The sequence below is a fragment of the Lacrimispora sp. genome (assembly GCF_031982545.1).
Classification (GTDB): Bacteria; Bacillota; Clostridia; order Lachnospirales; family Lachnospiraceae; genus Lacrimispora.
The window spans coordinates 574785-600894 of record NZ_DALYXB010000001.1 but is presented as its reverse complement, the minus strand read 5'-3'; the positions used below and the strand labels follow the sequence as shown (position 1 = coordinate 600894).

The following is a 26110-nucleotide window of genomic DNA, read 5'->3' as shown; positions in this document are numbered from 1 at the left end:
TAATTTTATTTTGAGGTGCTCTTATGAGTGCCTCTTTTTTCATTATTGTACAAAAATCTGTAATACTAAGCTGACCAGTATCCATATTGATCAAAAAGTGATATAGTAAATATATTGACTATTTGAGGAGGAAGATAAATGATAAATGTATTGTTTATATGTGTAAAGTTGTTATTTTCTATCTTTCTGGTTATCTTATTTCTGCTGCTATGTTTGGCTGCTTATCATCATTTGATGATAATGAAGGAAAGAAAAGATTTGACTCCCAATGGAAGTATGATTCATGTCGATGGAAGAAAAGTACATGTATATTCTCAAGGAAATCAAAGTAACAAGCCAATATTAGTATTTCTGTCCGGTTCAGCAACGGTAGCACCTGTGTATGACTTTAAATCGCTATACAATAAATTAACCGATCAATATAAAATAGTAGTAGTTGAAAAAAACGGTTACGGGTATTCGGATACTTCTAATGTCGATCGAGATGTAGCTTCTATCGTTATGGAGGAAAGAAGTGCGCTCCAAAATGCAGGAGAATATGGTCCATATATTCTGGTTCCTCATTCAATGGGGGGATTGGAGGCTGTTTATTGGGCCCAGAATTATCCAGATGAGGTACAGGGGCTGATTGGACTGGATATGGCAGTGCCGGAAGTATATGAGAAGATGGATATAAATCGATCTTTAAGAACAATGAAGATTTTAAAAATTGTATGCTTTTTAGGAATTCAGCGAATACCGCGAGTGTATCCATTGAATACGGAGGAACTTGACGCTGTTGAAAAAAAGCAGCAAAAATTACTTTTAAACAATTATAGTATGAATCATAATTTTCGCTTAGAATCAGAGAAAGTAAAAGCAAATGCAGAATCAGTGAAGAAGGGCGGCAATATTTATGTGCCCCTCCTTCTGTTTGTATCCAGTGGGTCTGAAATAGGAGATTTTTGGATACCATGTGAACAAAAGTTTGCTAATGAAAATCATGGTAAATTGATATTGCTTCCATGCGGCCATTATATACATCATTATGAATCAAAATTACTGGCTGATGAAATAAAGAAATTTATGATGGAGTTTATTGGCATGAAGGAAGGAATTATTTAAGTTTTGGAATAAAGGCGGAACAGCTTTCAATAGAGATTGATAAATTATAAAGAAAATGGAGCGAAGATGGAGATTATGATACTTTTAGATGATGAAAGAGTTGCAAATGTTAACTGCGTTGATAATAAAGAGCGGATGGTAATCCTGAGAAAGATACATAAAGATGTGCTGATCGATGAGTCTCGAAGCCAGATATCAAGCAAGTCTGACTTATTTTGCTATGCACGGGAAGAAGTAATAAACAGACTGAAAAAAGCTGCAGACAGTTTACCAGTCGGTTATCAGTTCTTGGTGAAAGAGGCATACAGACCCCTTTCCCGTCAAAAGAAGTCTTTTGAAGAGGCCTTTGAAAGCTATAAATCTGAATATCCATTAAAGAGCCAGGAGGAAATCTATCGTTTAACCTGCCAATATGTTGCCCCAATTGAAGTGGCAGGGCATCCTACGGGAGGGGCAATCGATATAACCTTATTTAAAGATGGAACAGAAGTTGATATGGGGACTGAGTTTAATGATATACCGTATGAACCGGAGAATTTAACCTATCTGCATTCTCCGTTTATTAGCAGCACTGCAAAAGAAAATCGTAAAATCCTGATTGAATGTATGGAGGGAGCGGGATTTATTAATTACCCAACCGAATGGTGGCACTGGTCTTATGGAGATTGTTATTGGGCTTGCTTAAATCATTGTAATGCCATATATTCTGGTGTCAAAGAGGAGGATATAACTCCTATACTTAAATAAAATAGCACAAGAAACGGAAGTGTCGTTAGAAATAAGACTGATACTTCCTTTTTGAATTAGATTTCATGAGATGGCTATTATCTTTAAAAAGCAAAGCGATAATAAGCCCTCCCAGCACCAGGCAACCGCCTATAATATGGTGGACAGTAAAGGCTTCACCCAGGACAATTACGGCAAATACAGCAGTAAGTATGGGTTGAAGCAATGTAAGTATTGATACGGTGGATGAATCAATGTAACCAAGAGCATAATTAATTGAAAAGTATCCGCCAACCTGTGTGATCAGACCCAGGCATAGCAAATAGGCCCAGGAAGGCAGGGAGAAACCATATAATGCGCTTCCTGTAGCGATACAGCAAATCAATAAAGTAATTGTGCTCCCAAGAAATGTGAAAAAGATGACCTGAATCGTGCTGTTTTTTTGTCGGACTTCTTTTACCGATAAAATGTATAGGGCGAGAAACATACTGGCTATAATGGAGAATAAAAAACCGGTATCAATTTTCATATGTATGATATTATTAATTCCAATGATTATTGCAACCCCAAGAATCGCTATCATATTTCCCGCCCAATGGAAGCGGTTCAATTTTTCCCTGAACAGGAACATTGCCCCAATCCCGACCCATACGGAAGAAAGGTTGACTATCAATGTAGGAAATGTTGTGTTGGATATAATTACAGCAGTATTCCAGAAGATCAGTTCAAATGCGAAAAATACACCTCCCAGTATTGAAAGGCAGATACTTTTTAAACTCATATTTTTATTTTTTACCTGAATATAAAAGGGTAAAATGAATAACGTTGCAAAACACACCCTGTAAAATGAAACGGATATGCCGTTAACGTTAGCCTTCTTCACGAAATATGCAGATATCGAAATACATACGATGCCAAGAAATAATATTACCCATGGCAGTTTTTTAGGGTTTCCTTCATTCATATTTTATCAACCGTTTTCCTTTCATCATATAAAGTCAAAAGCTTCTTTTAATTTTGAACATACTAAATCAAGAGCAGCCCGTGCTTCCTCAACCGTTCCCTGCATATTAAAAAAGCCATGAATAATCCCGTCATACCGCTTAAGATATACGTCAGCACCAGCTTCTGATAAGTTTTTTGCATAATGCTCCCCTTCATCTCTTAATGGATCATATTCGCATGTGATGATGCACGCATCAGGAAGATCTTTAAAACTCTCTGCAAGCAATGGGGAAGCAAGAGGATTCTTAGCTTCATGTAAGACATTTAAATATTTAGGGACATACCATCCTTCAATTGCATGTGTTTCCAGTCTATATCCCTTTGCGTTTTCTACTCTGGATAAAGGCTTTGTTACTCCAAGCAAATCAAACATGGTATTTATCAATACCTGATAAGTAATTGTAAATTCTTTTCTTTCTCTTGCCATCTGAGTAACTGCTGCCGTGAGAGTTCCGCCGACACTGTCACCGCCTACTGCAAGTTTATCTGGCTGAATATTTAAATCTTCAGCATTTTCATATACCCATTTAATTACGGAATAACATTCTTCCCCGGGATCTGGAAATTTGTATTCAGGAGACAGACCGTAATCGATGGATATTACAGTGCAGTTCACATTGTTTGTTATTTTGCGGCATATAGAATCATATACTTCCATGCTTCCAAAAATGAATCCACCCCCATGTATCCATATAAATGCAGGGTGGATTCCCTTGGATTTTGGATTATAAATTCTGATTGGAGTATCTCTTTTAGCCGTTTTAAGGGTGCGATTGATTACAGTTCCTACATCAATAATCTCTCCTTTAAAATCATCCCAGCTTTTTTCGTAATAGTCTCTCAGTTCCTCAAGGCTAAGGGAATACATATTGTCAAAATCGGTTTCCAATAATTTTTTAAATATTAAATTTAGTGGCATAATGAAAAACCTTCTTTCTAAGTTATAAAATTATATTATTGATGGTTGATGCTATTATAACAATAATAGTTGAAAAAATCTACTATTATAAACTTGGAATTATTTAAGTTTTAATTAACATTAATACCTATGGTTATAATATAACCAATCAATATTACGACAATAAGTTGACAATACGGACCAAAATACATATAATATAGTTGAAAATAACAACTAAATATTCGCTTGATATTTATTCGTAAGAATTATTATGGAGTATAAGACTAAGCGGTATAAATAGTAAAAAGAAAGGAATATATAATTCAGTCAACTTAGAAACGGTTCATAGGGTTATATGTGAAAGAAATGAATATAAGACATGATGCAAGATTTTTTGGGATTTTAAACAGACAACTTCATAATTATATTAATGTTGCTTTTAAAGCATTGGATTTAGATTACTGGGAATGTATATTTATTGTAAATTTATATGAGAATGAGGGAATTAATCAAGAGAGGCTTTCTTCCATACTTTTAATGGATAAATCAATTACAGCAAAAACGATAAATTCACTGGTGAACAAAGGCTTTGTAATAAGAAAAGTTTGTGAAACCGATAAAAGAGCTAAAAACCTTTATATATCAGATAAAGGAAAGGAACATAAAGATCATATTTTTAGCCTGATAGAAAACTGGTTTGATTATATTTCAGATGGAATAGATAAAGAAACTCAGGAATTTGTACTTAATAAGCTTCGTATTATGGCGGAAAGAGCCAGAGATGCTGATTTTGATGAATTGGTATCTAATATTAATAACGTGGGAGATAAGGGAGGCTCCTGATGAAGGATTTGTAAACAGAAAATAGGTTGGGAGTATATTCATAGTATTGAGGTGTTTAAAAATTTATTATTGACCCGTCTATTACCTAATAGTTTATATTTATATATAAACTATTAGGGGTGAATATAACTATGAAAATGTCTTATACCAATAAGAATCTACACCTGTTACTATGCGGCCAGTTCATATCACAAATCGGTGATAAATTCTATGCGTTGGCGTTGGCCTACTGGGTTCTTCAGACCACACACTCACCTTCCATAATGGGAATTGTGCTGTTTTTTTCCATGGCTCCTGGGATTGTGGCAGGCCTTCTTTCAGGAGGAATTATTGATTTTTTTAGCAGAAAAACACTTCTGGTCAATACTGATATTATTAGAGGACTTGTTGTAACTGGGGTAGCTGCATCTTATTATACAGGAGTATTAAATCTGTCTGTCATCATAAGCAAAGAAGTAGTGCTTTCCATATGCTCTGCATTTTTTGATCCTACAGTTCAGGCAGTAATTCCTCAGATTGTGGAAAAGGAAGAGCTGACCGAAGTGAATGCAAAAAGTCAGTTTTTAAACGGTATTGCACTTACTGCTGGTCCCTTGCTTGGGGGTCTTTGTGCAGCATCAGCACTTGCTATCGTGCAATTTTGCAGAAGAATGTAGAGAATGACATGGCAGGGAGGGTCTTTGGCATAATTGGATCAGTAGGCAATTTCACCTATCCTATTTCAATGCTCATATTTGGAGTGTTGTTAGATCGGTTTCAATATGGGAGATTATTGATATTGTGTGGAATGATAATAATGATTCTGGGTTCTGTTTTATCATGGCTTAACAGACAGCGTACAGTAGTACCGCTTAATGATCAGAGGTGAGGAATGTATGGAATTATCTGTAGGTAAACTTGCAGCGAAGTTTGGGATTTCCAGAAGTACGTTATTATACTATGAATCAATTAGCTTACTGAAACCATCCGCAAGGAATGAGGCAGGATATCGGTTGTACAGTGAAGCAGATGTGGAGCGACTAAGCAAGATTATGATTTTTAAGGAAGCTGGAGTACCGTTGGCTGAAATATCAAATCTTTTAAATGCAGCAAATTTGGAAGTAACAGCACTGCTCTTAAAGCGGCTGGGAGAACTAAATAAAGAAATTGAAGGAATAAAAAAGCAACAGAATATAATCATAAAGCTATTAGAAAACAGTATTGTGTATAAAAATATAAAGACAATTGATGAAGGGGCGTGGCTGGCAATCCTGAATTCGGCAGGTATAAAAAAAGAAACAGCGCAGGAATGGCATTCTCAGTTTGAAAAACATTCGCCTATGCAGCATCAAAATCTTCTGGAATCACTGGGATTTGATGAGTGTGAAATAAGCCAGCAAAGAGAGCATTACAGAAATAAGTTGTAAAGAATGTGAGAGAGGTTGTCCATGCAATGCCATACATATGAGGAATGGAAAACCTGTTTGGGCGGGAGACTGCACCTTTTGTCTAAAGTGCATTCATAACTGCAGACAATCAGCCATTCAATATGGGAAATTTACTGCTAAAAGGGATAGATATCAGTATAAAGAGCCGCTTCAGTGATAATTAACTATTTTAGTTGTGTATACAGACGCGTAATTTATTGTTGACTTCTAATATTTTATTAGATATAATTTAACAAAAATAAATAAGAGCTTATGCTTTCATCACCGGATGATTGCATTATAAGGCATCCAAAAGCCAACCGTAGGTACGGTGTGTTATCACACTATAAGGTTAGCTTTTGGGTGTCTTTTATTTTTAAGGAGGTCAAAATGATTATCAAAGAGTATAACTACTTACCAGAAGAAGCTATAAAATTAAGAAATGAGGTATTTGTAAAAGAGCAAAAATTCGTTGAAGAGTTTGATGAAATTGACGGCATAGCCAAGCATATAGTTTTGTATGAAAAAGAACAGCCAATCTCAACATGCAGAATTTATTTCAATAGTGAAAAACAATCATTTGTCATCGGAAGAATCGCTGTCGTAAAGGAATGGAGGGGGAAAAACATTGGGACTAATATAATAAATATTGCAGAAGATTATATAAAAACAGATGGTGGAAAAAGTGCAATGTTGTCAGCACAAGTACGAGTTGCAGAATTCTATGAAAAGCAAGGGTACAAAAAGCAAGGAAAAGCCTATTTGGATGAGGATTGTCCGCATATCTGGATGAAAAAGAATTTGGGAGATGTGGATAAATGAATATAAATTATCTCATGCCACTTCTTGTTGTAATCATATGTAATGTTTGCTATCACTTGATTAGTAAGAATATTTCAAGTACTACAAATACATATATGGGTCTGATTATAACATATGGAGTTGCTTGCCTAATAAGTGCTCTTGCATTTTTTATTACTTCAAAAAACTATTTTATTGAGGAAGTTACTAAAGTAAGTATATCCAATATTCTATTAGGGCTGGTTGTAGTTGGTATTGAAGGTGGTTATATTCTTATGTACCGCAGTGGTTGGGAAATCAGCAAAGGTTCATTACTATCAAACATGTGTATAGCAATCATTCTTCTGATTATTGGTGTATTAGTATTTAAAGAGGGAATCACAATAAAGAAGTTAATGGGTGTTGTTCTATACATTATGGGATTTTTTTTAATTAATAAATAGTGCCTATTTTAGTTGACATTGCAGACCCCGTATGTTAGCATTAATAAAACTTAAAACAAAAAGGCTATGATGTGAAATAGTAAGTATTAGGGATCTTACAGAGAGAAGATGGTTGGTGCGAATCTTCATTGATCTAATATGGAAGCAGTCACGGAGCTGTGGACCGAACAGAAAGATCTAAGTAGGCTTCAACGGAGTTCCACCGTTATTTGGGAAGCAATATCGGAATTAACCCGTATTGACAGAGTGCAGAGAAATCTGAAATTAGGTGGTAACACGGACATAATCGTTCGCCCTAAGTTGACAACAAGTCGGCTTAGGGCTTTTTGTTTTGGGTAAATAAATGAAAGGAGTTATATTTATGACAGCAAGTGAGTTAAGGAAGATGTACGTGGATTTTTTTAAAGAAAAGGAGCACAAATTAATTGCGTCTGCTTCACTTTTGCCAGAAAATGATCCGACAGTTTTATTTACCACAGCGGGAATGCATCCCCTGGTACCTTATTTATTAGGGGAGAGCCACCCACAGGGAAAACGTCTTACTGCCATTCAAAAATGTTTGAGGACAGGGGATATTGATGAGGTAGGTGATGATACCCATTTAACATTCTTTGAAATGATGGGAAATTGGTCCCTTGGAGATTATTTTAAAGAGGAAGCAATCTCCATGAGCTTTGATTTTTTAACAAATAGTTTAAATATACCCATTGAGAGAATTGCAGTGACCGTATTCGAAGGAGACCTGACGGTGCCTCGGGATAACGAAGCGGAAGACATTTGGAAGAACAAAGGATTAAAGCAGAGTCAGATATACGCTTATGGCCGGGAAGAGAACTGGTGGGGGCCCCCTGGCCAGACAGGACCATGCGGTCCCGATACGGAAATATTTTATGATATGGGCAAACCAAAATGCAGTGATCATTGCGGACCTGCATGCAAATGCGGAAAATACGTTGAAATATGGAACAATGTATTTATGAAATTTAATAAAGAGGCAGATGGAAGTTTCACAGAACTTAAGCAGAAAAATGTGGATACAGGCATGGGGCTGGAACGGGTCCTGACAATATTTAACGGAAAAACCAATGTTTATGATACAGAGTTATTTATTCCGGTTATGACGCAGTTAAACAACATTATTGGAGCGTTAGATGCCAAAATGTCCATAAGAGATAAACGGATTATCTGTGAGCACATCAGAGCAGTCTGTTTCATATTGGGTGATCCTCAAAAGATATGCCCATCCAATACAGAACAGGGCTATATACTAAGACGTCTGATCCGAAGAATGATCCGGCTGTTTAAAAAAGCGGGAATTAATCAGAATTATTTATGTGATCTGGCAGAAGTGATTATCCGTCAATATAAGGATGCATATCCTGAATTAGCCGATAACGAAACATTTATTAAGGAGCAATTACAAAATGAATCTGATTTGTTTTTAAAAACCCTGGATATGGGATTAAAAAAAGCAGATCAATATCTGACGAAAACAGATGAAAACACTGCTTTAAGCGGAGAGTTAGCATTTAAGTTATATGACACATACGGCTTCCCAATCGAGTTTACCTGCGAATTAGCCCGGGAAAGAGGGCGTTCTGTTGATATGGAATCATTTCGGGAAAAGTTTACAGCCCATCAAAACAAGTCCAGAGAAGGGGCAGCAGAAAAATTCAAAGGAGGGATGGCGGACCATAGTATTGAAACTGCCCGACTTCATACAGCAACCCATTTGTTAAACGCTGCGTTAAGAAAAGTGCTTGGTGACGAGATTTCCCAGCGAGGCAGCAATATAACCCCTGAGCGACTCCGGTTTGATTTTTCCTTTCATCGAAAAGTGACACCGGAAGAACTTAGAGAAGTAGAAAACATTGTTAATGAAGCAATTGATAAACAAATAGAAATATCCATGAAGGAAATGAAACTGAATGAAGCTTATGCATTAGATGCGGTTGGAGTATTCACAAATAAATACGAAGAAACTGTTAAAGTGTACTCCATACCCGATTATTCAATCGAAATCTGTGGTGGTCCACACGCTGGCAATACCGGAGAGTTAGGCTCATTTAAAATTGTTAAAGAAGAGGCCTCTTCGGCAGGCGTGAGACGAATAAAGGCGGTTTTAAAGGAGGGTAAACATGAGCAATGATTTTGTAAATCTGACAGCAGAAAACCTTGAAAAAGAGCATTTATGCTGCATTATCAGAAGTAAAAAAACTCATCCCGGAATCGAAGCAAAGAGGCAATGGCTTTCAGAACGGCTAAAGGAAGGACACGTTTTTAGAAAGTTAAATGAAAAGGCAACTGTATTTATTGAATATGCTCCTCTGGAAACAGCCTGGGTCCCCATAACTGGTGACAACTATTATTATGTGTATTGCTTATGGGTATCAGGCAGTTGTAAAGGAAAGGGGTATGGGAGAGCGCTGATGGAGTATTGCGTTGCAGATGCCAGGGAAAACGGCAAATCCGGTATTTGTATGCTTGGATCAAATAAGCAGAAAGCCTGGCTTTCTGACCAGACCTTTGCGAAAAAGTTCGGTTTTGAAGTTGTTGATACTACTGAACAGGGATATGAATTACTTGCCCTTTCTTTTGACGGAACGTCTCCCAGGTTTGCTCAAAATGTAAAAAATAAGGGAATCAAAGGGGAAGAGCTTACCATTTATTATGATATGCAATGCCCCTATATCTATCAAAACCTTGAGATGGTAAAGAAGTATTGCGATATAAAAGAAATTCCGGTATGTGTCGTTCCGGTGGATACACTGCAAAAAGCGAAAGAACTGCCCTGCGTATTCAACAACTGGGGTGTGTTCTATAAAGGTAAATTTCAGACCGTAAACCTATTAGATGAGGCCAGCTTAGCACGAATACTGAAAAAACAGTAATTGAAATAATGAAAGGCAAAAACACACGTAAGATGGTTTTTGCCTTTTTATATATGGACGTACAGTTCTGTACATGCGGACAAAATTTGATAAGAATAGTCGAGAAAAAATTCAAATAAATGCTATTATTATATGAGGAGGTGTCAGTATGGCGAAGGAACAGTCTCTTCAAAAAGCTATGGATTATATTGAAGAAAATTTGACCAAAGATATCAGCTACTATGATATAGCACGGGAAGCCGGTATTTCAGTACCGCATTTTTACCGGCTGTTTAAAAGATTAACAGGGGACACCGTTGGTGCTTACATATTAAGGCGAAGAATATCCATGGCTGCAAATGATTTGGTAGATCGTAATAAATCTATTGTAAGTATAGCATTTGAATATGGCTTCGAATCCCACGATGTATTTACCAGGGCATTTAGAAGAGTGTATGGAATGTCTCCAAGCAAGTACCGTAAAAGTATTACTTCAGTGCCTTTAAAAAGATTGACAGCCATAAGCGATCAATCTGTGATGGATGAACATCAAATGAAGTTTAGCCTGCTGCAAACGGAAGGTTTAGTCGTTGCAGGACTGGAATGCAGGGCTGTGCAGTGGGATAGTGATGGAGCCGTGGGCAAATTATGGAGTGAATTCTTGGCACGTCTGGAAAAAATCCAACTGATACAAGATAAAGTGACCATGTATGGTATTTGTGAACAGGAAACCTGCAATAATGAAAATTTCACCTATATGGCTGCCATTGGTATCGATGCTGGAACTGATATACCGTCTGGTATGACTAAAAAATTCATATCACCCCAAAACTTTTTTCAGGCAAGTGTTCCTGATTGTATCAGCACGCCGGATGCTTATGCTGGCGCAATTGGTTATGCGAGAAGTCTGGGGTATGCCTTAAAAGACAACGATATTATTGAGGTATATGATGGAATCTTTCAGAATCCGGATGTGAACAGATTCCGGTTATTGATTCCAATTATATGATATAAAAAATAAAAAGGAGAGTATTATCATGGTAAAGATATTTAAAAATATTGACTGTATTGAGCTTTATGTTTCTGATATAAATGAAGGGATACAATATTATTGTGACAGTATGGGGTTAAAACTTCTCTGGCGGAATGAGGATATGGTTGGGCTGGGAATGGAACATGATATTACCGAGATCGTTTTACAATCCCAGAGAAAACAGGTTCTTGTTGATATCAAAGTGGAGTCTGTGGATGAATCCATAGAAAAAATCAAAGAAGCAGGCGGAACAGTGGAATATGGTCCGTTTGACGTTCCTATTGGACGCTGTGCAGTAATTCTTGATAAATGGGATAACAAATATGTGATACTGGACATGACAAAGGGCAGATATGTTACAGACGAAAATGGTAATGTAACTGGTGTAAGCAAAGGATAATCACGAATCAGTTCAGTTGCGGGATATGAGGTGAAAAATATTGATGAATCAAGTGATTATAGATGTAAATGAAAAACTGAATGAGATTCCTTTGTCTTTTATAAATAAACCGATCATAATAGGCGGCATGGCTATGGAATATTATGGAATACGTAAGGCAGGCAGGGATATGGATTTAATCATTTCACAAGATGATTATCATATACTTTCTGAAAAGTATCCGGATAACAAAAAAGATCTTTATGGTGATTTAGGCTTTATCATAAATAAATTTGAGATCTGGCGAAGCATTGCACTGATTGACTATGGTTTTTTCCTTAAAGATGCTGTTGATGAAGGAAATGTTTTAGTTGTATCCATAGACAGGCTTCTATGGATGAGAGTTTGCGCTATGGAGGTTGAGAAGTACAAAAAAGATTTGGATTTAATGAAAGAATATTATAATAGACATTTTAGAAATCAATGTTACCTGGAGGAATACAGGTTAATAAATCCAACGAACTAATTATGAAGAAAGAGGGGCGCTCAGATGCTTCTCTTTTTTTACTTTTTGCTCTTTCCATACTTTATAAAATACGAAAGAAAATTAAGAAAATAAATTTTAATCTCTAAAAATGGATTGCAAAACATAAAAATATCAGGAAATTGGGCAGTATATACATTAGTAGGCTTTCTATTGGTAAATTTATGGTATTTTGAGACAGAAAAAATTTTACAAAAATTTTACGTATAATTCACATAGATAATGCTTTAACTTTTCTTAATTCATGTATAATTAATAATCGGTGTAAAGAAGTTGTAAAATCAAAGTATAGTAAAGGACAAACGTATGGATGATCTTATATTAAAGTCTGGGCAGAGAGCCAAGATAAAGACAGATGCAGTAAACCTTTTTTATGGCAGCTTCCAGGCTCTTAAAAATGTTACCATGGATATTCAGGAATGCGCGATTACAGCAATCATTGGTCCTTCAGGCTGCGGTAAATCTTCACTTCTGCGTCTGTTTAACCGTATGAATGACCCGATACCGGGAGTCAGGGTAGAAGGTAAAATTTTGCTTGATAATACTTCGATCTATGATAAAAGTATGGATGTTGTTGCGCTGAAAAAAAGAGTGGGCATGGTTTTCCAGAAGCCGAATCCATTTCCCATGTCAGTCTATGATAATATGGTTTTTGGCCCCAGACATCACGGGATAAAGCAAAAAGCCCGTCTCGATGAGATTGTGGAGAGCTACTTAAGCCAGGTGGCTTTATGGGACGAACTGAAGGACAAACTGAAGAGACCCGCTTTTGACCTCTCCCCGGGACAGCAGCAGCGGCTTTGCATTGCCCGTGCACTGGCTGTAGAGCCTGAAGTTCTGTTAATGGATGAATCCTGCAGTGCGCTGGATCCGGAATCCACCATGCAGGTTGAGGGATTAATGGAAGAGCTTGCTAAAAAATATACAATTATTATAGTAACTCATAGCATGGAACAGGCAGCGAGAGTGTCGCATATGACTGCGTTTATGATGATGGATGAGGACAGGGCAGGAACTCTGGTGGAATATGCTCCTACAGAACAGATCTTCGCTAATCCCAAGGATAAACGCACCGAAGATTATATTACAGGCAGATTTGGATGAAAACTGGTTATTTCTATATTCAGAGAAATGGAGGAAATCAGACATTGGAATTGAATGTTTGATTTTTGCGAAGATATGAAAAAAAGGATTAATACATGCAAATTAATAAAGAGAATAAAAATATCTGCCTGTGCAGTGATACTGACCCTTTCTATGGGCCTGCTGTCTGGCTGCACCCAGGAGACGGAGTCAGACACCATCGTTGCAGGATCAACTTCGGTACAGCCATATGCTGAGATTCTGGCAGAAGCATTTATGGCCAAAGATCCGGAGGCTGTGATCGATATTCAGGGAGGAGGCTCCTCCGCTGGTATAACGGCAACCCAGACTCATAGTGCTGATATTGGTATGTCTTCCCGTTCTCTGGAAGAGGGTGAGAAGGACCTTTGGAGCGTGGAAATTGCCAGGGATGGTCTGGCAATTATTGTGAACCCGGAAAATCCTGTAAAAAACCTTACCTCAGATCAGATCCGCGATATTTATGCAGCTGAAATTACCGACTGGAGTCAGGTGGGGGGCACAAAAGCCAGGATCAATATTATTGCAAGAGAAGAAGGATCCGGCACACGAAGTGCGTTTACTGAACTGCTTATGGGCAAGAAAGAGATAACTCCCAAATCCATTGTTCAGGACTCCAATGGCGCAGTACGCCAATTGGTTGCAGATGACCCCAATGCCATAGGATTTATATCGTTAGGGCTGGTTTCCAATGAAGTAAAAGCGCTTAACTTAGACGGCGTTGAAGCCACACGGGAAAATATCATGAATAACAGCTATAAGCTGTCCAGACAGTTTTTGTTTGTCACCGATGGTGAGCCAACAGGAATACAAAAGAGTTTTATTGATTTCACCCTTTCTTTGGAAGGGCAGAAATTACTGAGCAAAGAGGGACTTATCCCGTCAGCAGAGGGGGCATCAAAATGAAAAGTTTTAAGGAAAAATTAACGGAGCGTGTGTTTCTCTTAATCGCTCTTTCGACTTTATCGGTATTGGCGCTCATCACTGTTTTTATATTTATAAAAGGTATGCCCATCATTGCCAAGGTAGGTATTATCAACTTTGTTTTTGGGATGAAATGGGCACCCAGCCAGGGCTACTATGGTATTTTCCCCATGATCGTTGGATCAGTATCAGTTACCATAGGAGCAGCCATCGTAGGAGTACCCATCGCTATATGCTGCAGTATATTTTTGGCTGAGTTTGCTCCGACAAAGCTCCGGAATATATTCCGGCCTGCCATTCAGTTACTGGCTGCCATTCCTTCTGTTGTATATGGATTCTGGGGAGTTTTATTCGTTGTGCCTGCGATCCGTAAATATCTGGGAGGACCGGGCCTTAGCATACTGGCAGGTTCCATCATTCTGGGTATTATGATTTTGCCCACCATAATAAGCATTACTGAAGTGTCCCTTCTTGCACTGCCGCGCCATTATAAAGACGGCGCACTTGCACTGGGACTGACACAATGGCAGACCATCCGATCCCTGTTGCTGCCCGCTGCCAAGTCTGGTATAGTAGCTGCTGTTATTTTAGGTTTAGGAAGAGCAATTGGTGAAACAATGGCAGTAATTATGGTTCTGGGCAATGCGGTTGCACTTCCCCATTCCGTACTTGACCCAGTCAGAACACTGACCACCAATATCGGTATTGAAATGGGATATGCATCCGGTGAACATCAGCAGGCGCTTTTTGCCACGGGTATTGTATTATTTGTTATTATCATGATTTTAAATGCCACTGCCCAGTACATTACACGAAAGAGGTGAGGTCACTATGAAAATGAATGCAAACACTTCTCAAAAGATAGCCAAGTTTACGATTTGGGCGGCAGCTCTTTTTGTTATTGCCATTCTTTTTTCCATCATTGCATATATTCTGGTAAAGGGCATCCCTATGCTCAGCTGGGAGTTTTTGACGGATATTCCCAGGGACATGGGCCGTTCCGGCGGTATTTCCTCCTCCATTGTGGGGACACTGGTTGTAACTGCGGTGGCAGTGATTGTGGCAACACCATTTGGAATTGGAACAGCAATTTATCTTACGGAATACACAAGAGAGGGAAGAATTACCCGTATTATCCGTTTCAGCGCCGAATCTCTGGCGGGGATTCCTTCTATCGTATATGGACTTTTCGGATTTATCTTTTTTGTGATATACTTAAATATGGGCTGGTCAATATTGTCAGGTGGGTTAACTATGGCGATTATGATTTTGCCAACGATTATACGTACATCGGAAGAATCGATTCGTACGGTTCCCCAGCTATACAGGGAGGTAGGCTTCTCTCTGGGATTGACGAAATTACAGACAATAACCAGGACGGTACTTCCATCAGCCCTCCCTGGCATTGTAAATGGATTGATATTAAGTATCGGCAGATGTGTAGCTGAAACAGCAGCTGTCATTTTAACGGCTGGTTCCGCACTTCGTATGCCTGAGTCACTGTTTTCCCCGACCCGGACGATGGCAGTACATTTTTATATATTGGCGAGGGAGGGAATATCCATGGATAACGCTTACGGAACAGCAGCGCTACTCATTATTCTGATTCTTCTGCTTAATGTAGGGTTTAATATGCTGGTCAATCGTTTTATAGCGAAGGGCCGTTAAGAGGTGAAAAATGACGCAGAAAGCAAAAATAGATATAAAGGGATTAAATTTCTTTTTTGAACAAAAACAGGTTATTAAAGAATTAAACTTAGAAATACCCGAAAACCGGATTCTGGGTGTTTTTGGTCCGGCAGGCAGTGGTATTACCACTCTGCTTCGCACATTGAACCGTCTCAGTGATTTAACTGCAGAAGCCCGTCGGGATGGTGAGATTCTGTTAGACGGGAAGAATATCTTTGATACAGATGTTAATGTAACAGAACTGCGCCGCAGGGTAGGTATGGTCTTTGATGTTCCGACACCTCTGCCTATGTCCATTTTTGACAATGTGGCTTTGGGACCCCGTATGGGTGGAATGAAGTCAAAGACTGATCTGGAAGAAAAAGTGGAAACATCACTTCGGATGTCTGCTCTGTGGGATGATGTCAAAGACAGACTGGATACGCCTGCAGCCAGATTATCCGGCGGTCAGCAGCAGCGTCTGTGCATTGCCAGAGTGCTGGCACTTGAACCAGAGGTAATTTTACTTGACCGGCCATGTTCCGCTCTTGATCCTATATCAACAGCCAAGATTGAAGAATCTCTAGTACAGCTGAAAGAGCAGTACACCATTGTTATCGCTCCCCACACGGTTCAGCAGGCGGGACGTATTGCAGACCGGGTAGCGTTTATGCTGATGGGTGATTTAATCGAACAAGGTTACACCCAGGAAGTTTTTTCATTCCCTAAGGATAAGAGGACTAACGACTACCTCACCGGTAGATTCGGTTAAAAAGGAGACGAATATTTTGGTTAGAGAACATTTTACACAGAAGATGACTGAAGTGAAGCAAAAAGTATTAACAATGGGAGCTCTCGTTGATAATATTATTGATTCGGCAGTGACTTCCATACAGACACAGGATCTTGAACTTGCAAGGAAAGTGAATGAACAGGATGATGAAATCGATCAGTTAGAAATGGAAATTGAAAAGGAATGTATTATGCTTCTTGCCCTTCAGCAGCCTCTTGCCAAGGATTTAAGAACAATTGCATCAGTTTTAAAGATTATAACGGATCTGGAAAGAATGGGAGACAATGCAGTCAATATTGCCAAGGTCACCCTTGAGATAGGAAAAGAACCAATCATTCAATCCATTATCGACATTCCAAAGATGGCAGAGATCGGCAGAAAAATGCTGAAGATGAGTCTTGATGCGTTTGTAAATGAGGACATTTCCCTGGCGCAGAAGGCGGCGGAGAGAGACGAAGAAGTTGACAGCCTCTATGAATCAGTGATTAATGATATTTTAAATATTATTACAGAAAAAAGAGAACTTACAAAACAGGGAACGAAGCTTTTGTTCTTAGGACGTTATCTTGAGAGAATAGCGGATCATTCCACCAACATTTGTGAACGAACCATCTATATGATTACAGGTGAATTAAAGGAAATAAATTAGAGGCAGCAGAGTTAAAAAATGAGCAGGTTGAACTGCTCATTTTTTTGTGGGTATTACTAAAGCAATTTGGGAGCCTGAGGCTTTCTGTATTCTCCCGAAGTCATTGTTAATCTGGATTGGCTTGCTAACAAGGAGGGGGATTTACAATTTTCCACGGATTTGAAGGAGAACATTTCAAATATGATGATGCAGGGGTTCCCTGTGTTCTTGATGCGAGTTATAATACTAAGGACAAAGACTGGACCAGACATGATCTGTTTATAATTGGAAATCAGGGTTATTATAAGACTGCCGATGAATTCGCACTAGCCACCTCCAAGGAATGTCCTGGATATGAAAACTATGTGCTCGATAATTTTAAAAATGCTTCTGTTGGAATAATAAGACACGATCCTACGTTTACTGCACCGACCGCTACAGAGAAAAATACGGAGATCAGTGTAATCCGGGAAGAGTATTTCGTAAAATTAGTTACCTGTCAGCCGGATAAATTTGATGCCACATTACAGGAGTTTAAAGATAAACTAAAAAAAGCAGGATATGACCAGATTATCAAAGAACGAACGGATTATTATGACGGTGTATTTGCCGGGAAGTAAGTTTTGCAGGAAACAGACAGAACGTGAAAGGAGACAGGAAGATGTACAGTAGAAACGATGGTATGAATTATGCGCCAAAAGGAAAGCCAGAGCCTGTGGTTGAAAAAGGGGAGTTCTTCATAGCGGCGATTGCTTTGAACCACGGACATATTTATGGGATGTGCAATGGTTTCACTGAGGCAGGGGCGGTACTGAAATGGGTATACGATCCCGATCCGTTAAAAGTGGCTGGCTTTGTCAAAGCCTTTCCTGAGGCTAAGGTGGCGGAATCTGAGGAGCAGATCCTTAAAGATCCCATGGTGCATCTGGTCTGTTCCGCGGCAGTAACAAGCCTGCGCTGTGCACTGGGTCTTCGGGTAATGGAAGCGGGAAAAGATTATTTTACAGATAAAGCACCTCTTACCACTTTGGAGCAGCTGGCAGCCGCAAAGGAAATGGTGAAAAGAACCGGGAAGAAATATATGGTATATTACAGTGAGCGGATCCATGTGGAGGCAGCGGTTTTTGCCGGACAGCTGATTGAGCAGGGAGCAATTGGAACACCCATACATATTGACGGCTTTGGTCCACACAGAGTGGGAGATCCTAAGGGCAGACCGGACTGGTTTTTTATAAAAGAAAAATACGGCGGCATTTTGTGTGACATTGGAAGCCACCAGATTGAACAGTTTCTGTATTACTGTAAGGTAAAGGATGCAAAAGTACAGTATTCCCAGGTGGGGAATTTCGGGCATTCGGATTATCCTGAACTGGAAGACTTCGGGGATGCGGTGCTTCTGGGAGACAATGGGGCGACCCAGCATTTTCGGGTAGACTGGTTTACTCCAGAAGGGCTTTCTACCTGGGGGGACGGAAGAACCTTCATTCTTGGTACGAAGGGCTATATCGAGCTGCGCAAATACGTAAATATCGGAGCTTGCGACGGAAGCTCAAACCATGTCTTCCTGGTCAATGAGGAAGGGGAGCAGCATTTTGAAGTGACCGGAAAGGTTGGGTACCCGTTCTTCGGGCAGTTGATTTTAGACTGTATTAACCGGACGGAGAATGCCATGACTCAGGAACATGCTTTCAAGGCGGCAGAGCTGTGCGTCAGAGCTCAGAACCAGGCAATTAATATACAAGAGGAAGCAGGGAGGCAGAAACCATGTTAGATATCGCGGTTGTTGGAACGGGAAATATCGCCCCGGCGCATATCGAAGGTCTTCTTACGTTTCCTGACAGATGCCGGATCGTTGCTTTGTGCGATATTTATCCGGAGAAGGCGGAAGCTTTAAAGGAGAAGTTTCATCTTGACTGCAGGGTTTTTGATGATCATCAGAAAATGCTTGATTCCGGTCTTGATATTAATGTGGTGCACATATGCACGCCCCCTTACGTACATGGGGAAATCGCCATTCATTCCATGGATGCCGGCTGTCATGTGGTGGTGGAAAAACCTATGGCTGCCTGCCTTAAGGAGTGTGACGCCATGCTGGAGGCGGAAAAGAGAAATCATGTGACTATGGCGTGTATTGCACAAAACCGTTTTCGTAACCAGATCTACAAATTAAAAAAGGTGGTTGACAGCAAAATCGCCGGAAAGATCTGCTGTGTCAATGTAAACTCCAGCTGGTGGAGAGGACATTGCTACTATGATTTGTGGTGGAGAGGGCTTTGGGAAAAGGAAGGCGGTGGTCCTACCTTAAATCATGCGGTACACCATATTGACATGCTTAACTGGTTAGAAGGAAAACTGCCGGAGGCAGTCATGGCCATGCTGGCAAACGTGATGCATGACAATTCAGAGGTAGAAGACTTGTCTCTTGCCATGTTAGAATACCAGGACGGAAGTCTGGGGCAGGTAACAAGTTCTGTGGTACATCACGGAGAACAACAGGGGATAGAGCTGCAGTGCGCTGATGCAAAGCTTTCGGTACCGTGGGATTTAAAAGCAGAAATCTCAAAGGCCAATGGCTTCCCGGAGAAAGGGGGAAATCGGGAGCTGCTTGACAAAATCCAGGCCTTCTACGAGGAAATACCGGATCTTTTATATGAAGGGCATACTGGAGAGATAAATGATATCCTTCGTGCAGTAGAGACCGGAACCAGACCTATGATTACCGGAATAGACGGGAGAAAGACTGTGGAGCTGATTACAGCTATCTACAAAGCCGGCTGTTTAAAAGAAAGGGTAAAGCTTCCGATCATGCCGGAAGATGGTTATTATTCCTTTGAGGGAATCTTAAAAAATGCGGTCCGGTTTCATAAAAAAAGTACATCGGTTGAGAATTTTACCGACACAGTCATAACACTTGGAAATTATGAGAAATAATTAAAATCAGAGCCGGACTCAAGCAAATGCATTGAATTTAATAAAATATAATACGGTAACGATTATAAAAATCGTAAAAAATGTCACAATATTGTATTGTGACATTTTTTTTGTAAAAACAGGCAAACTATGTAAAAAGAGATGCCATCATATGGGAAGGATTCTTAAATAAGGAGGAGCGCTTCTATTGCAGATCTTAATGGAAAAAATTAATTTCAATATAAATTCACCGTTTCTTCCGGTGGCTTTAGTAATACTGAGTTTGTTAATCTGTTTTATTTTATTTATGCTGTATTACCGGTTCTATCATTTTGATAAAAAAGTATGTTTCCCCTCCTGTTTTCAGGTAACAGGAGATAAGCCGGGACCGGGTGAATGGGAAAAGCAGATGCTTGAACTGGCTAACGGGCACAGCCAGATCCGGCTTACCGGAAACAGTTTTGTTTTAAACGATTATAATCAGGCTGCATATAAAAAACTGAATTGGATCAGAGACAGAATTTCTGCGCTGTCTCCAGGCATTATTTCCCTGATTCCAGCTGCACGCTGGCTCTATGATAATTTCCAGTTAATGTACCGGGAGATGAAAAAAGTACGTACTTCCGGAACCAGCTATGCCGTGCTGCCAATTCTGAAGGCGAAAGAATACCATAATTTCCCCCGGATCTATATTGTAGCAAAAAAGATGGTGGCTCTTTCCGGCGGGCATCTAAGTGAAGAAAACATCTCGGTCATGTTAAATGCCTATCAGCAAACGATTGCGCTTACGGACAAAGAGATATGGGTTTTACCGGAAATGCTGGGCTTTTGCATTCTGGAAGAAATCATAGCAGTTGCGGATGAAATTCTTCACATGATCGATGTAAAATCAGAGGCAGAAAAATTTCTAACTAAAAAGCTGGAACGCAAACGGGGATCCGCCGATTTATCAGCGCTGCTTTGCAAAACAGAGGATAACTTAAAGCATAATTATTCATTTCACGCTCACGTGATCTATCTGATGAAGAATATGTCCTTTGATGAGGCTTCCATTCAAAAATATTTAAAATATCATTTTGCTTCAAAGGACAAACAGATAAAGACTTCTTCTGTATACCAGGAAGAAGGAAGAATACAATCCTTTCTTGAAACAAATATCAGGACGTTAATCGTCAGCTTAAGAGATATCAATGAAGTCGATGAGGAAAAGTTTTTTGAAACCTATTCTGCACTGGAACAGATTTTATCCCAGGATCCGGCAGGTGTTTATTCAAAAATGGATCTGGAGTCCAGAGGGATGTACCGTGGGATAATCGTTAAATTATCTCTCCGTTACCGGCTGCTGGAAGAAACGATTGCAAAAGAATGTCTGGAGCTGGCGGTTCGGGGGCAGGAGGGTCTCCATTGTTCTCATCACGTGGGGGCCTATCTCCTGGGGAAGGGATATCCCCTTTTAAAAGCAAAAGTATTAGGAAAACCAATTCCCCAAAAGATCAGGAAAAAATGGAATGCAGCAGGGTTTCTTTATTTCTTATGCCTGATTCTCCTGTTTCTGGGACTGGAGGCCTGTTTGCTGTATCTGTTCAGGAATATTGGCGGTTTATGGTCTGCAGGAAGGTCTGTGATTATTGTTTTGACGGCTATGCCGCTGTTAATGGGCATTTCCATGGAAATAATTAATTTTATTTTTACCAGAAGAATAACGGTGAGAAAGATACCTGCTCTTGACTATCTGGAAGAAATTCCGGAAGATGCAAGAACCTTTGTAGTCATGCCGGTTATTGTATCCTCAAGGGAGCAGGGACTTCAATATATGGAACGTCTGCAGAAGCATTATCTTGCAAACCGGCAGGCAAATCTTTTTTTTGCATTGCTCCTTGATTTTGAAGACTCTAAGGATCAGTCTGTGCCAAAGGATGACGGAATCCGAAGTGCCCTTGTGGAGTGCATGAAAGAGTTAAATGAGCGTTACCCGTCAAAGGAACAGCGTTTTTCCCTGTTCTTTCGCTGCCGTAAATGGAATCAGGCAGAAAACTGCTATATGGGCTGGGAGAGAAAACGAGGAAAACTGGAAGAGTTTAATAACCTTTTAGACGGGGCAGGAAAAGACAGTACCACATTTACAGACGTTTATTGTGATGAAAATCTTCTCGCCACCTTCCAATATGTGATTACACTGGATGCAGATACTAATCTGATTCGCGACAATGCGGCAAAACTGGTGGGATTGATTGATCACCCGTTAAACAGACCGGTTCTTGATCCGTCAGGCCGGAAGGTAGAGGAAGGCTATGTCATCATTCAGCCTTCTGTCAGAAATCATATTGCGGATAAGAATGCCAGCTGGTTTACAAAAATATTTGGCGGAGAAACCGGACTCGCTCATTACGGAACTGTAATATCAGATATCTATCAGGATATCTTCAACCAGGGAATCTATATCGGGAAAGGAATCTATGACAGGAAAGCCTTTCGTATGGTACTTCATAACAAGGTACCGGAAAACAGGATTCTCAGCCATGACCTTTTTGAAAGCTGTTATGCAAGAACGGCTTTTTCCAGTACAGCCAGGATTATGGATAATTTCCCAAACAGCGTTTTATCATTTACAAAAAGAGAACACCGCTGGCTGCGGGGAGACTGGCAGCTGGTGCCTTGGCTGTTTATCAGTAAAACGGCGGATGGCAGAAGCTTAAGCCCTCTATCCAGGTGGAAAATTTTTGACAACTTAAGAAGAAGCCTGGTTCCGTTCAGTAAAACCTTGTTGATACTCCTTAATTTTTTGTGGTTGCCAGATGCATATTATCTTTGGCTGCCTCTTGTTTTCTTCAATGACCTGTTTAATCTGATTATTTTATTATTGGCAGTGATCACTCAAAAGATCATCCGGCCAAAGCTTGCGTTTGTATATAAGGGATTTTTAAAAGAACTGTCTGTGATGTTTGTCAGAGCATTTCTGGAATTTACAATTATGCCTTACCGCGCTTATGTGGCACTGGATGCAATTGTCAGAACTCTGTACCGGTTAATGATCAGCAAGAAAAATCTGCTTTGCTGGAATACGGCCGAATCCGTGGATGCCTCCGTGATCAATACCAGAAAAGGTTATTTCCTCACGATGTGGAGTTCTCTTCTCCCGGCATTTTGCCTTTTATTACTTTTGTTATCTGGCAATCTGTCCCTGGCAGGAATATGTCTGGCAGTGCTTGTCATGGGAGACTGGTTTCTGGCTTTTGAAACTGCTTACCGGATCAGCCAGCAAAAGATCATACACCATCAAAAGGATCAGGCGGAGAATCAGGAACTTCTCATGGATACCGCCCGCAGAACCTGGCAGTTTTTTAAGGATTTTTCCACAAAGAAGACGAACTGGCTCTGTCCGGATAACTATAAAGCCTCAAAAGCTGAAAAAATCAGTGATAAAACATCGCCCACCAATATCGGGCTTCAGTTTCTGTCAATTCTTTCAGCCATGGATCTTGGATTTGAGACCTTAAGCTCCACAGTGGGAGCAATCGAAAACCTGATGGAGACAGTGCAGAAGATGGAGAAATGGAAGGGACACCTCTATAACTGGTATCACATTGAGACATTGGAGGTGCTTAATCCTGCCTATATATCTACGGTAGACAGCGGTAATTTCTGGGGGCACATGATTACACTAAAAAATGGTCTGTTAGAGCAGCTTGACAAGCCAGTAAGCCCGGATGAGATGCTGACAGCCCGAATCAGAACCATATGCAGTAAAGTAGACAGCATGTTGGCAAATGTGGATTTCCGATTTTTATTTGATGAAAAGAGAATGCTGTTTCATATCGGATATCATGTCTCCTCCCATACATTAGACGATGGCTGCTACGACCTGATGGCATCGGAATCGTCACTTACAAGTCTGCTTGCCGTGGCGATGGGTGAAGTACCATTAAAACACTGGTATAAACTGGGAAGGCCGTTAACGGTAGTAAAGGGTATTCCATGTTTCGTATCCTGGAGCGGTACCATGTTTGAGTATCTGATGCCGAATCTAGTACTGAAGGAATATGAAGGCTCTGTCTATGAACAGACCTCTAAAGCAGCAGTGCTCCAGCAGATGAAATATGCAAAAGAAGCAGAAATCCCCTGGGGAATATCAGAATCCCAATATTACCGTTTTGATTTAAATGCCAATTACCAGTATAAGGCATTCGGCGTTCCAAAGATAAGGCTTCAGCCGGTCCGTAAGGATTCCCTGGTAGTGGCACCTTATGCAACAATACTGGCACTTAATACAGCAGAAAAGGAATGTATCAGCAATTTAAAGAGGCTGAAAGAATTAGGTGCTTATGGTGAGTATGGTTTCTATGAATCCATTGATTTTGATGTGCCCAGTTCCGTGGATTTAAAGCCATACTGCATCGTGAAATCCTATATGGCCCATCATCAGGGGATGAATCTGGCTGCGATTAATAACTACCTGAATGAAGGGATTTTAAAAGAACGGTTTCACGCGGAAATGATGATAAAGGCAACGGAAGTTCTGCTGGAAGAAAAACGCCAGTCTTATTTGATTTCCATTGCAAAACAGGGGTATACCATAAAAATCGGAAAACCTCTTTTTACAGAAGATCGTTACAATAACCGGTATATCAATCGTACAGGTTTAACCACACCCATTGTAAATTATTTATCAAACGGTAAGTATTCCCTGATGATAACCTCAGACGGGGATGGGTTCAGTCAATATGAGGACCGCATGCTTTACCGCTGGAGATCCGATGTCTATGCAAATACTGGGAACTATATCTATATCAAGGACAAGAAGCAGGGTAAATACTGGAGTGCTGCCTACCACCCCACCCGGATCGAGCCGGAAGAGTATCAGGTGATTTTCAGCCCCCACCAGGCGGAATTTAAACGAAAGGATGGGGATATTTCCACTCATATGATTGTCAGCCTGAATGCAGATCGTAATTTTGAGATTCGTAAGGTCACACTGACCAATCATGGAAATGAGGAAAAGCAGCTGGAGGTAACCAGTTATATGGAAGTAGTAGACGATACTCATATGGCAGAAATCAGCCATCCGGCGTTTAATAAACTCTTTCTTGAAAGCGAGTATGTGAAAGAACAGAATATTTTCCTGGCGAAAAGACGTCAAAAGAATGAGACCGACAATCCTTATGTCATGCATATGGTAAAAACAGATGAAAAACGGTGTAAAAAGGTTGAATTTGAAAATGACAGAAAACGATTTATCGGCAGAAACAATACGTTAGAAAATCCGGATTGTGTCGTAAACAGCATTGCCTTTTTTAATGATCCTGGTTTTTGCAACGATCCCATTATGAGCATTCGGGTACAACTATGTATCGGAGCAGGAGAATCAGCCAGTTTAACTTTCATTACCGGTGTATGCGGCAGGAGAGAAGAAGCAGTAAAAATTGCAGAGGAATTAAATGTAAGTTACCGGATTGATGATCTTCTGGAGAAATTCCGGCTTCAAAGTAATCTGGAGTTAAAGTATCTGGAGATTACCAAAACACAGCTCAACTCCTTTCAGGATATGATTAGTCCTATATTTTATCCTTGCGGTATTTTCCGGGGACCTCATGAAAATATCCGGAGAAATTTTAAGAATCAGAGTTTCTTATGGAAATTCGGCATTTCCGGAGATAATCCTATTCTGCTTTTTGTAGTCCGGTCCATTGAAGAAGAGCGAATCATCAAGGATGTATTAAAGGCTTACGAATATTTAAGGGTAAATCTTGTGATGGTAGATCTGGTTATCCTGGTGGATTCCAAATATGGTTATCTTCAGGAGGTGGATCAATTAATCAATGATCTGACCAGTTCTCTGCGTATCTATGATTCCGGAAGCGGTAAGACCAGCTTCTTTACCCTGCATACGTATGAGCTTCTGCCGGCAGAGATTGATTTGCTGTATACGGTTGCCCGGGTGGTATTTTCAGAGAAAACAGGTATTTATTTTGCAAAACGGAAAGAAAATCAATTGGAGCTGCTGGAGGAATATTAG

General features: G+C 39.9%; 24 protein-coding genes and 1 other annotated feature. Of the genes, 22 read left to right on the top strand and 2 right to left on the bottom strand.

Annotation, left to right across the window (positions count from 1 at the left end; translation table 11 throughout):
* The first annotated feature begins 138 nt into the window (after positions 1 to 138).
* Complete coding sequence (locus ABS301_RS02900) at positions 139 to 1104, top strand: alpha/beta hydrolase (RefSeq protein WP_349670765.1); 966 nt, start codon at positions 139 to 141, stop codon at positions 1102 to 1104.
* A 66-nt stretch (positions 1105 to 1170) separates the two neighbouring features.
* Positions 1171 to 1851, top strand: a complete 681-nt coding sequence (locus ABS301_RS02895; protein ID WP_349670764.1) for a M15 family metallopeptidase — start codon at positions 1171 to 1173, stop codon at positions 1849 to 1851.
* A 25-nt stretch (positions 1852 to 1876) separates the two neighbouring features.
* Here the strand turns inward: ABS301_RS02895 and ABS301_RS02890 are convergent, their stop codons facing one another.
* Entirely contained in the window at positions 1877 to 2794 is a 918-nt protein-coding gene (locus tag ABS301_RS02890; protein ID WP_349670763.1) for a DMT family transporter, read from the bottom strand.
* A gap of 24 nt (positions 2795 to 2818) precedes the next feature.
* Complete coding sequence (locus tag ABS301_RS02885; RefSeq protein WP_349670762.1) at positions 2819 to 3754, bottom strand: alpha/beta hydrolase; 936 nt, start codon at positions 3752 to 3754, stop codon at positions 2819 to 2821.
* Between the two features lie 345 nt (positions 3755 to 4099).
* Here ABS301_RS02885 and ABS301_RS02880 point away from each other — a divergent pair, with 345 nt between their 5' ends.
* The 20 genes from ABS301_RS02880 to ABS301_RS02785 all read left to right on the top strand — a co-directional run bounded on the left by ABS301_RS02880 (position 4100) and on the right by ABS301_RS02785 (position 26110).
* Positions 4100 to 4576: a MarR family winged helix-turn-helix transcriptional regulator gene (locus tag ABS301_RS02880; protein ID WP_349670897.1), complete on the top strand. Its 477-nt coding sequence runs from the start codon at positions 4100 to 4102 to the stop codon at positions 4574 to 4576.
* A 131-nt stretch (positions 4577 to 4707) separates the two neighbouring features.
* Positions 4708 to 5232: an MFS transporter gene (locus ABS301_RS02875; protein WP_349670761.1), complete on the top strand. Its 525-nt coding sequence runs from the start codon at positions 4708 to 4710 to the stop codon at positions 5230 to 5232.
* 219 nt (positions 5233 to 5451) lie between these two features.
* Positions 5452 to 5982 carry a MerR family transcriptional regulator gene (locus ABS301_RS02870; protein ID WP_349670760.1) on the top strand — a complete coding sequence of 177 codons (531 nt, stop codon included), beginning with the start codon at positions 5452 to 5454 and terminating at the stop codon, positions 5980 to 5982.
* Between the two features lie 390 nt (positions 5983 to 6372).
* Positions 6373 to 6804 (top strand): GNAT family N-acetyltransferase, encoded by a 432-nt coding sequence (locus tag ABS301_RS02865; RefSeq protein WP_349670759.1) that lies wholly within the window; start codon positions 6373 to 6375, stop codon positions 6802 to 6804.
* The gene (locus tag ABS301_RS02860) at positions 6801 to 7226 is read left to right on the top strand and encodes a hypothetical protein (RefSeq protein WP_349670758.1); all 426 of its coding nucleotides are present in this window, start codon (positions 6801 to 6803) and stop codon (positions 7224 to 7226) included. The genes ABS301_RS02865 and ABS301_RS02860 overlap by 4 nt, the downstream gene beginning before the upstream one ends.
* Before the next feature lie 57 nt (positions 7227 to 7283).
* Positions 7284 to 7527: a binding site (T-box leader), on the top strand.
* Between the two features lie 60 nt (positions 7528 to 7587).
* Positions 7588 to 9375, top strand: coding sequence for an alanine--tRNA ligase (locus ABS301_RS02855; protein ID WP_349670757.1), 1788 nt, complete (start codon positions 7588 to 7590; stop codon positions 9373 to 9375).
* Positions 9365 to 10117, top strand: a complete 753-nt coding sequence (locus tag ABS301_RS02850) for a GNAT family N-acetyltransferase (protein WP_349670756.1) — start codon at positions 9365 to 9367, stop codon at positions 10115 to 10117. Before ABS301_RS02855 ends, ABS301_RS02850 begins: the two co-directional genes overlap by 11 nt.
* A gap of 148 nt (positions 10118 to 10265) precedes the next feature.
* Positions 10266 to 11105 carry an AraC family transcriptional regulator gene (locus tag ABS301_RS02845; RefSeq protein ID WP_349670755.1) on the top strand — a complete coding sequence of 280 codons (840 nt, stop codon included), beginning with the start codon at positions 10266 to 10268 and terminating at the stop codon, positions 11103 to 11105.
* 28 nt (positions 11106 to 11133) lie between these two features.
* Entirely contained in the window at positions 11134 to 11529 is a 396-nt protein-coding gene (locus tag ABS301_RS02840) for a VOC family protein (protein WP_349670754.1), read from the top strand.
* Between the two features lie 43 nt (positions 11530 to 11572).
* A complete protein-coding gene (locus tag ABS301_RS02835) occupies positions 11573 to 12034 on the top strand; it encodes a hypothetical protein (RefSeq protein ID WP_349670753.1) in 462 nt (153 codons plus the stop codon).
* Between the two features lie 324 nt (positions 12035 to 12358).
* Positions 12359 to 13156, top strand: a complete 798-nt coding sequence (gene pstB, locus ABS301_RS02830; protein WP_349670752.1) for a phosphate ABC transporter ATP-binding protein PstB — start codon at positions 12359 to 12361, stop codon at positions 13154 to 13156.
* A 75-nt stretch (positions 13157 to 13231) separates the two neighbouring features.
* Complete coding sequence (locus ABS301_RS02825; RefSeq protein WP_349670751.1) at positions 13232 to 14080, top strand: phosphate ABC transporter substrate-binding protein; 849 nt, start codon at positions 13232 to 13234, stop codon at positions 14078 to 14080.
* Positions 14077 to 14922 (top strand): phosphate ABC transporter permease subunit PstC, encoded by an 846-nt coding sequence (pstC, locus tag ABS301_RS02820; RefSeq protein WP_349670750.1) that lies wholly within the window; start codon positions 14077 to 14079, stop codon positions 14920 to 14922. The genes ABS301_RS02825 and pstC overlap by 4 nt, the downstream gene beginning before the upstream one ends.
* A 7-nt stretch (positions 14923 to 14929) precedes the next feature.
* Positions 14930 to 15766 (top strand): phosphate ABC transporter permease PstA, encoded by an 837-nt coding sequence (pstA, locus tag ABS301_RS02815; protein WP_349670749.1) that lies wholly within the window; start codon positions 14930 to 14932, stop codon positions 15764 to 15766.
* A gap of 10 nt (positions 15767 to 15776) precedes the next feature.
* A complete protein-coding gene (pstB, locus tag ABS301_RS02810; protein WP_349670748.1) occupies positions 15777 to 16538 on the top strand; it encodes a phosphate ABC transporter ATP-binding protein PstB in 762 nt (253 codons plus the stop codon).
* Positions 16539 to 16554: 16 nt separating this feature from the next.
* Positions 16555 to 17208: a phosphate signaling complex protein PhoU gene (gene phoU, locus ABS301_RS02805; RefSeq protein WP_349670747.1), complete on the top strand. Its 654-nt coding sequence runs from the start codon at positions 16555 to 16557 to the stop codon at positions 17206 to 17208.
* Between the two features lie 344 nt (positions 17209 to 17552).
* On the top strand, positions 17553 to 17807 hold the full coding sequence (locus ABS301_RS02800) for a DUF3502 domain-containing protein (protein WP_349670746.1): 255 nt from the start codon (positions 17553 to 17555) through the stop codon (positions 17805 to 17807).
* Between the two features lie 41 nt (positions 17808 to 17848).
* Positions 17849 to 18958 (top strand): Gfo/Idh/MocA family protein, encoded by a 1110-nt coding sequence (locus ABS301_RS02795; protein WP_349670745.1) that lies wholly within the window; start codon positions 17849 to 17851, stop codon positions 18956 to 18958.
* Positions 18952 to 20118, top strand: coding sequence for a Gfo/Idh/MocA family protein (locus ABS301_RS02790; protein ID WP_349670744.1), 1167 nt, complete (start codon positions 18952 to 18954; stop codon positions 20116 to 20118). Before ABS301_RS02795 ends, ABS301_RS02790 begins: the two co-directional genes overlap by 7 nt.
* A gap of 187 nt (positions 20119 to 20305) precedes the next feature.
* Positions 20306 to 26110 carry a glucoamylase family protein gene (locus tag ABS301_RS02785; RefSeq protein ID WP_349670743.1) on the top strand — a complete coding sequence of 1935 codons (5805 nt, stop codon included), beginning with the start codon at positions 20306 to 20308 and terminating at the stop codon, positions 26108 to 26110.